The organism is Streptomyces sp. NPDC001443, from assembly GCF_053597355.1.
In genome coordinates this window covers 22535-30656 of sequence record NZ_JBSFIA010000068.1, presented here as the reverse complement: position 1 = coordinate 30656, position 8122 = coordinate 22535, and the positions used below count along the sequence as shown (strand labels likewise).

Genomic DNA, 8122 nt, shown 5'->3' with positions numbered 1-8122 from the left:
CCACCCATTTCGATCTCGGTCATCAGAATGCGCCTCACGTCTCTCGGATGCTGTTCGGATTCCTTCGGCGGCCGGTGGGACGACTGTGGTCCGAGATGATGAGAGGCGGATGAAGATGGACAGGCGACGAACGACGCAAGGGCGGAAGTCAGCCAAGGCTGCGATGCCGCGAGGGCGCCCGGAGGCTGGGCTTCCTCGCGAGGACTGTGCGACCCGCCGGTCCGCGTCCGCGCTGGTCCCGTCCGCGCTGGTCCAAGAACTGCGCAGGCCGGGTCGGCGGGCCGCCTGGTCGTTCAGATCGGCGACTTTCTTCCGTGTCCGGAGCTCACCGAACAGCGAGAGCCCCTGAGCGAGGTTGGCGGCTCCATGGGGTTCGAAACTGCTGCCGCTTGACCATGAACGAGTGAGCTTTTGTGAGCATGGGTGAGCGGTGGGTGGCGGCATGCGGCGGGTGCCGGTGGGTGGGAACGGGGGTTTGTCGGTCGAATGCGTGACCTTCTCGGGTGGGGTTCGTTGGGTGAGGTGACTGGAGTGGTGCGGCGTTGGGCGGGCGGGGGTGGGTGGGGTGCGGGAGGTGGCGGCGTCGTTCGTGGTGCCCGGTCCTGCCGGGGTGGCGGTCCGGACCCGGCTGCGGGTGTCGCAGGCGGACGTGGCGGTGCTGGCGGAGGTGGGGGTGTTCCTCGGGTCGCTGGCCGCGGGTGATCTCGCGATGCGTGTCCGGCAGGGTCTGGGGCATGACGCGGCCGGGTGGGCGGTGCGTAAGCGGGAGCTGACCGGTCGCTCGTCGGCGCGGTGGGCGGGCAGTATCACGAAGGCCACGCATGACCAGTGGGCGCTGGCCCGGCGCGGGCAGACGGCCGAGCTGGGGTGGCTGCGGGGGCAGATCGTGTCGGTCGAAGCGCGGCTGGCCCGGCCGCTGGGTGCGAAGGCGGACCGGCGGGCTGGGCTGGCCCGCGGCTACGGTTCACGGGCGGAGTGGCATGCCAAGTCCCGCCGCCTGCACACCCTGAAAGACCGGCTGGCGGGAGTGGAGGCGGACCGGGCGGCCGGACGGACGCGCGATGCCGCTGACGGAGGTCTTCGCCGTCCTCGGCCTGCGCCGCCCCGCCTCCACCGCGATCGACACCGACGCCCTACGGGAGGCGCTGTCCGGCGACGGGGCACGGGCCCGGCGGACCCTCGACGCGCTGGCGCGCGCCGTCGGCGGCGTGCTGGCGGCCGCCGTCTCGCTCGCCGACCCCCAGCTGATCGTCGTCGGCGGCGGATGGGGCGTGCGGCCCGACGTGGTGACGTCCGTCGACGAACACTTCGCCCGTTCACCCCGCCCCGTGCCGGTCATCGCCACGACCGTGGACGAACCCGAGCTGGCCGGCGCCCGGGTCCGGGCGGTGGAGGAACTGCGATCACTGATCGTCCGCAGCGCCCACCCGGAACGCCCCTGACCCGCTTCCTGGCCGCCGCCGGACCACTCCCCCGGCCCGTCGACGGTCCCGGCCGGCCCGACCCTTCCGTGACGGTCACCGGCGGCTCGCCCGGTGCGCGACCCCGTCGCCGAGCGACGCCCACGGCTCCCACCTAGAGTGACGGCGAACGCACTCAATGCAGTGATCTCCGCGGGTCGGTGTCTGCTGAGGAGAACGTCATGGCCGGCAAGGCAAGCGTCGTATTCGCCCACGGGCTCTGGGCCGACGGCTCGTGTTTCAACAAGCTCATCCCCACACTCCAGGCCGAAGGACACGCGGTCCTCAGCTCGCAGCACGGCCTCGACTCGCTCGAAGGCGACGTCGCGTGCGTCACCCGCGCCATCGACCACGTGCCCGGCCCGGTCGTGCTCGTCGGTCACTCGTACGGCGGGACCCTGATCACCAAAGCGGGTCTCCACGACCGCGTCGGCGCTCTGGTCTACATCGCCGCGCTCGGCCCGGACGAGGACGAGACCTCGCAGGACGAGCAGGACAAGTTCCCCCACACGCCCGTCTTCGATCACGTCGAGATCGCCGGCGGCCGCGTCTGGCTGCGCGAGTCGGGCATCGGCCACTTCTGCGGCGATCTGCCGGCCGAGGAGCAGCAGCTCGTGCTCGCGACGGGCGCCGTGCCGGTCGCCGATCTGTTCGACCAGCAGGTTCCCGGCACCGCCTGGCGCACGACGCCGAGCTGGTACATCGTCGCGAACAACGACCGGACCGTGAACCCGGACCTGGAACGGGCCGCCGCCGAGCGCATGGGCGCGAAGACGTTCGACATCGACAGCAGCCACGTGCCCATGCTCTCCCACCCCGACTTCGTCCTCGACGTCATCCGCGACGCGGCGAAGACGCTGGAGGCATAGCGCCGGCGCCGAAGCGGCGCGGTGTGTCCCGCCGGAGCGCTCGACACGCCGACCGTCGCGGCCCGAACTCGGCTCGGCAGGCAGACAGGCAGGCAGGCAGGCAGGCAGGCAGGGATCCTCCCGGGCGGCCGGGGGTCTCGCCCCTGGAAACGCGGAGGCCTCGAAACTGTGGATGTTCCGAAACCTACGTATCGTGACACTGGACACCGTCGTTGATCGACGTGGCTCCGCATTGCTTTCCGGCTGCCTGCGCCCGACTCCGTGTGCGGCACACAGAAGGCGGTTTCCCCCATGAGCGCCCTCGAAGAGAAGAACAAGGCCGTCGTCCTCGACGCTTTCGACACTTTGTTCAACAAGCGGGACTACGCCGCGGCCGAACGTTTCTGGTCCCCCGGCTACATCCAGCACAGCGCCCATATCGCGCCCGGGCGGGACGGGCTCTTCGACCTCGTCAGGAACCTCCCGCCGGATCTGAGACACGAGTACGAGCTGGTCATGGCCGAGGGCGACATGGTCATGGTGCGCGGCCGCTTCTCGGGACACGCCCAGGCCGCCCCGTGGATCGCCGTCGACTTCCTCCGCGTCGAGGACGGTGTCCTGGCGGAACACTGGGACGTCATCGAGCAGGAAGCCACCCGCGAACAGTCCCTGAGCCACCTGCCGATGTACGGCGACCACTTCCCCGAGGAGCGCTGAGATGAGTGCGTATCGAGTCGCGCAGGTCACCACCCCGAACGGCACGTTCGAGATCGCCGAGCGAGAGACGTCGCAGCTGGGACCCCGCCAGGTCAGGATCGCCGTGGAGGCGTGCGGCGTCTGCCACAGCGATGCGATCTTCGTGGGCAACGGGCTGCCGGGCCTGTCGTTCCCCGAGGTGCCCGGGCACGAGATCGCCGGCCGCATCGAGGAACTGGGCGCAGCGGCTCAGGACCAGGGGTGGCAGGTCGGCGACCGGGTCGCGGTCGGCTGGTTCGGCGGCAGCTGCGGGCACTGCAAGCCCTGCCGTGAGGGTGATTTCATCGTGTGCCGGAGCCTTCAGGTCCCGGGGTGGACGTACGACGGGGGATTCGCCGAGAAGGTCGTCGCGCCCGTGGACGCGCTCGCCCGGATCCCCGACGCGCTCTCGGCGGTCGACGCGGGGCCGCTGGCCTGTGCGGGCGTGACGACCTTCAACGGGCTCCGGCGCAGCTCCGCGCGGCCGGGAGATCTGGTCGCGGTGCTCGGCCTCGGCGGTCTGGGACACCTGGGGGTGCAGTACGCGGCCGCGATGGGCTTCGAGACCGTGGGGATCGCACGCGGCGCCGAGAAGGCCGACTTCGCCAAGCAGCTCGGCGCCCACCACTACATCGACAGCGCCTCCGGCACTCCGACCGCCGAGGCGCTGCAGTCCCTCGGCGGCGCCAAGGTCGTCCTGGCCACCGCGGGCAACTCCGAGGCGATCACCTCCACCGTGTCCGGCCTGGTCCCCCGCGGTGAGCTCGTGGTCATCGGAGCCGACACCGAGCCGCTCGGGGTCACCCCGGCCCAGCTCCTGCTGAGCGGCTACGTCGTACGGGGCCACCCGTCCGGCACCTCACAGGACGTGGAGGACACCATGGCCTTCAGCGCCCTGCACAACATCCGCCCGATGACCGAGACCGTGCCACTGGACCGCGCGGACGAGGCCTACCGGAAGATGCTCGCCGGCAAGGCCCGCTTCCGGATGGTCCTCACCGTCGGCTGACGCCCGGCGTGGGACGACGGGTCGTAGGCGTCCCGCTGGAAGACGACGTTGCCGCCGACGGTGCGGGCATGTGCTCCGACCGCCTTCGCGGGCCCGTGCGCCGCGTCGCCCGTGCGCACCCGTACGCCGGGGAAGTCCGCCCCGAGCCTCGCCTCCATGCCGGACGGTCCCAGGACATCCGGACGGCCCGCGGCCGCCGCCTTGAACAGCCGCGAGTCGCCGGTCCGGGACTGCCCGTGGCCGGCTTGCCGGTGATCGTACTCATGGTCGTGGTCGTGGTCGTGCAGGTGGTCGAAGGTCCCCCTGCCGGACCCTGCCGGGGTCGATCCGCATCTGTCGGTCTACACGCCCTTGGACGGCCGTGCCCGCCTGCGCGTCTGCGCCGAACAGGCCCGGGACGAACCGCGCCCAGGGGGAGTCGGCAGGCGCGGAGAGGTTCGGAACTGCCGCTGCTTGACCTTGCCGCCGGCGGCAGGGTTGAACGATGGCCGGCATGAACAGCACAGCACCGCACAGCAGCAGGGTCGTCGCCGTCACCGGGGCCGGCACCGGGATCGGCCGGGCCACCGCCCGCGCCTTCGCCGCGGAGGGCGCCCATGTGATCGCGATCGGACGGCGCACCGAACCGCTCGAGGAGACCGCTGCCGGGCACCGGCAGATCACCCCGCTGGCCGCCGACATCACAGCCGAGGGCGAGCCCGAGCGCGTCGTCCGAACCGTACTGGAGGCCCAGGGGCGATTGGACGTGCTGGTCAACAACGCCGGCATCGTGCGCGTCGGTGCTCTCGGCATGCTGACGCCGGAGACCATCGCGTCTCAGCTCGCCACCAACCTGATCGCCCCCATCCTGCTGGCCCGAGCCGCCCTTCCGCTCCTGGAGGCGGCGCGCGGGGCGATCGTCAACGTCGGTACGTCGGTGGGGCAGCGGGCCTGGCCCGGCAACTCGGTCTATGCCGCGGCCAAGACCGCCCTGGAATCGCTGACCCGCAGCTGGGCGGTCGAACTGGCACCCCGCGGGATCCGGGTCGTGGCCGTCGCCCCGGGTGCGATCGACACTCCCATCGGCGAACATCAGGGCCTGACGCCGGAGCAGATGGCCTCAGTGCGGGAATGGCAGTTGGCGCATACCCCGCTGGGCCGGATCGGCCGACCCGAGGAGGTGGCCTGGGCGATCACCCGGCTTGCCGCGCCGGCGGCATCGTTCGTCACCGGAGTCGTGCTCCCGGTCGACGGCGGAGCGGTCGTGGCGTGATAGGAGTGGCCGGGGAGGTGGGACGGGTGCAGATCGGCGAGCTGGCCAGGACGACCGGTACGACCGCGCGTGCGCTGCGGCACTATGAACAGGCCGGGCTGATCTCCTCCGAGCGGGCCCCCAATGGCTACCGCGTCTACGAGGAGGCGGCGATCGTACGGGTGCGCAACATCCGCTACCTGCTGGCCGCCGGACTCACCCTCGACGACGTGCGGGTGTTCCTGCCCTGCCTGGACGGCGACGTGGCTGCCGCCGAGCCCTCGGACAAGGGGGTGCGGGTCGCGCTGGAGCGGCTGGCGGTCCTCGACGAACGCATCGCGGCCCAGACCGAGGCCCGCGACCGGCTGGAAGCCGCGCTGCGGCAGAAGACCGGTGACCGGTTCCGCCCCGCGGCCCAGCCTGTTGCCTCATGACAGAAGCTGGAGAACTGCCGGAGCGCGAGCCGCCCACGCAGCCGGCGACCCGAAGGCCCGCCACGGACAGGAAAACACGTTGGCCGGCTGTCGGCGAACTGCGAGGATGCGCCTGTTCCCCTATGGAGGATGCTTGTTCGTTTTCGTGTGTGCAGGGTGCGGCGCCGAGTTGACCACCCCGCTGTCTCCGGTCGCACTGCCGGTCCATGCCCGTCAGGTGTACGGGAACGGGGCCCAACTCCCGGTGCTCATGCAGTCGGGGACGTTTGCCGTGGACCCGGACCCCTGGGGAGGACCGCGGCGGATGTGGGACGAGATCGATCCGGGCGAGGCGGAGGCACGCGGCATCTACGCGCCGGTCCACTCCCTGTCCGACAGCACACCCGGGGCGAGTGTCATCGCGCCCGGTGATATCCGCGGAACCCGGCTGATTCCGGAGAAGCTCGGCGGTGCCTGCTGCGGCCTCGACGGAGCCGACGGGCCCAACATGGCCTGCGAGACCTGCGACCTCCCCGTGGCGACCAGGGTCGACGACTGCTCGCTCTGGCAGGCAGTGCGACTCGGCTCGGACGCCGTGCGCCGCGTCCCCGTCGGCGGTAGCCGCACTGCGCCCCTGTCCTGGGCGGAGCTGGCGGAGAAGGGGGAGAGAACGCCCCCGGTCGAGCCGATCGCCACGTGGGGAGGACCGCTGGGGCCGAGCCACTACTGGTCGTGGAGTCCGCAGTGGGAGGCGGCAGCCGGCCATGCGCTCGCCCACCTGCTGGTGGCCTCCCAGGGGCAGCCGGTGAGTGTCCCGGGCGGACTGACTACGGACGTGTTCCAACGCGCACTCGACGCCCTGCTGCCCACAGGCCCCCCTCAGCGGCGTGCCGCCCTGGCCGGACCGGGACAGCCCTCCCCGGATGCGGGCGTCGGCATCCTCCTCGTACCGGTCCATCCCCAGACGGGTCGGACCTGGACGCCCGCCGGCCCGACTGCGTCGGCATATCTGGTGCCCCTGCCGCTGGGGGTGTGGCTGTGGCTGGTCACTCCTCAGCCGTACCTGCCGGTTCCCGCATCGGGCCGCATACCCCAGGACGTCCTCCGCGACGACCCGCTCCCGCTGCTCCCCAACCGCCTGATCCGGGTCGACCGGGGAACCTTCCAGCACACCTTGGTCCGGCTGCCGGCCGTCCGCAGCCCGTGGCTGCGCACGATCCTCGAAAACCTCACGCGGGGCACCTATGCCGACCTCATCCTCTGACGTCGTGGCCGTGATGTCGTCAGGACGAGGCCGGTTTCGGGGAGGCATCCATGAAGGCGGTGTGGACATGGTCAGTGCGCCGCAGCAGGGACGTGATGACCTCGACGGAGTTGAGGTCCGGTGCGTGGGCCGGCAGGAAGTGGCAGGTCATCGAGTCGTGGGCGTCGATGAACCCCGCACCCGGACGCCACGGTGCGCCGGCTCCGGCAGGTCGGGCTCAGGCCCAGCCCGGCGTCGGCGGGAGCGGCCACCTGGGCGGGGTCGGCAGCGGAGCGTCTGACCGGAGCCGCGTGTCCGTGTCGCGTCCGGCGAGCCAGGCGAGGACGGCGTGGCCCGAGCCGGTGACGGTGGGGCCGGACGGGGCCAGGGTCCAGGCGCGATCGAGGTCGGTGACCTGGATGCGGGAAACCGGGAAGTCGCGTGCCGTGAGCGTGGCGATGGTGTCGTCGAGCGCCCATGTGACGTAGTCGGAAGGCCAGTCGGCCGTGGTGTGACCCAAGTCCAGGTCGACGTGGTGCGTCTCGAGTTCGCGCCGGCAGCGCTGGAGCGTGAACCAGGCGGGGTGCCGCCACCCTGCGAGCGCGGTGACCAGGATGAACCAGCCTTCGGTCGGCATGGCCTGTGTCTCGTCGAGCAGGCGGTCGAGGCTGCCGCGCAGGTCGGCGACGAGTTCACCGGCGGAGCGCTCGGCGCCCTCGCGCAGCACACGGTCCAGAGCGGCGGCGTCTGCCCGTGGGCCGGGCTCCGTGCCGGTGCGGGCCAGTGTCAGCAGCCACCGGTAGACGTCGGCGCTGCGGGCGAGGTGGGTGATCACGTGGCCGCGGCTCCAGCCGGGCAGTGCCGACGGCTCGCGGGCCTGGAGGTGGGTCAGCGAGCCGAGGCCGGCGCGGAGGCGCGCAACAGAGGCTCGGAGCTCGTCTTGGAGGAGATCGATTTCGGCGAGAGCGCTGTCGGTGGTCTCGGTCACGGCCGCTACCTTACGGTCGGTTGACGTATGGCTCACCCAGCAGTGGCGATGCCCTCGCTGACACCCGAACCGTGCGGGTGGCCACCGCCTCGTCCGCCGCGCCGAAGCAGTCGGCGGACGTCGGCAAGGTGGTGGGCGTCGCCGGGAGACGGGCCGGTGCGTCCGGCCGCGAGATCGGTACGGGGCGGCCGAGGC

Annotated in this window: 9 protein-coding genes; 7 read left to right on the top strand and 2 right to left on the bottom strand. The window is 71.7% G+C overall.

Features of this window, described 5'->3' with window-relative positions; translation table 11 throughout:
- The first annotated feature begins 1061 nt into the window (after window positions 1-1061).
- The 4 genes from ACWC24_RS39850 to ACWC24_RS39835 all read left to right on the top strand — a co-directional run bounded on the left by ACWC24_RS39850 (window position 1062) and on the right by ACWC24_RS39835 (window position 4052).
- Window positions 1062-1442 (top strand): hypothetical protein, encoded by a 381-nt coding sequence (locus ACWC24_RS39850; protein WP_450667806.1) that lies wholly within the window; start codon window positions 1062-1064, stop codon window positions 1440-1442.
- Window positions 1443-1642: 200 nt separating this feature from the next.
- The gene (locus tag ACWC24_RS39845) at window positions 1643-2329 is read left to right on the top strand and encodes an alpha/beta fold hydrolase (protein ID WP_450667805.1); all 687 of its coding nucleotides are present in this window, start codon (window positions 1643-1645) and stop codon (window positions 2327-2329) included.
- A gap of 291 nt (window positions 2330-2620) precedes the next feature.
- The gene (locus tag ACWC24_RS39840) at window positions 2621-3025 is read left to right on the top strand and encodes a nuclear transport factor 2 family protein (RefSeq protein WP_450667804.1); all 405 of its coding nucleotides are present in this window, start codon (window positions 2621-2623) and stop codon (window positions 3023-3025) included.
- 1 nt (window position 3026) lies between these two features.
- Complete coding sequence (locus ACWC24_RS39835; protein ID WP_450667803.1) at window positions 3027-4052, top strand: alcohol dehydrogenase; 1026 nt, start codon at window positions 3027-3029, stop codon at window positions 4050-4052.
- Here ACWC24_RS39835 and ACWC24_RS39830 read toward each other — a convergent pair.
- Complete coding sequence (locus ACWC24_RS39830; RefSeq protein ID WP_450667802.1) at window positions 3995-4210, bottom strand: eCIS core domain-containing protein; 216 nt, start codon at window positions 4208-4210, stop codon at window positions 3995-3997. The genes ACWC24_RS39835 and ACWC24_RS39830 overlap by 58 nt on opposite strands.
- A 326-nt stretch (window positions 4211-4536) precedes the next feature.
- Between ACWC24_RS39830 and ACWC24_RS39825 the strand changes: the two genes are divergently transcribed.
- From ACWC24_RS39825 to ACWC24_RS39815, 3 genes are all read left to right on the top strand, one after another.
- Entirely contained in the window at window positions 4537-5304 is a 768-nt protein-coding gene (locus ACWC24_RS39825) for an SDR family NAD(P)-dependent oxidoreductase (protein WP_450667801.1), read from the top strand.
- A 26-nt stretch (window positions 5305-5330) separates the two neighbouring features.
- A complete protein-coding gene (locus tag ACWC24_RS39820) occupies window positions 5331-5717 on the top strand; it encodes a MerR family transcriptional regulator (protein ID WP_450667807.1) in 387 nt (128 codons plus the stop codon).
- A 133-nt stretch (window positions 5718-5850) separates the two neighbouring features.
- Window positions 5851-6960: a hypothetical protein gene (locus ACWC24_RS39815; RefSeq protein ID WP_450667800.1), complete on the top strand. Its 1110-nt coding sequence runs from the start codon at window positions 5851-5853 to the stop codon at window positions 6958-6960.
- A 217-nt stretch (window positions 6961-7177) separates the two neighbouring features.
- Here ACWC24_RS39815 and ACWC24_RS39810 read toward each other — a convergent pair whose 3' ends face one another.
- Window positions 7178-7927: a maleylpyruvate isomerase family mycothiol-dependent enzyme gene (locus ACWC24_RS39810; protein ID WP_450667799.1), complete on the bottom strand. Its 750-nt coding sequence runs from the start codon at window positions 7925-7927 to the stop codon at window positions 7178-7180.
- Window positions 7928-8122 lie beyond the last annotated feature (195 nt).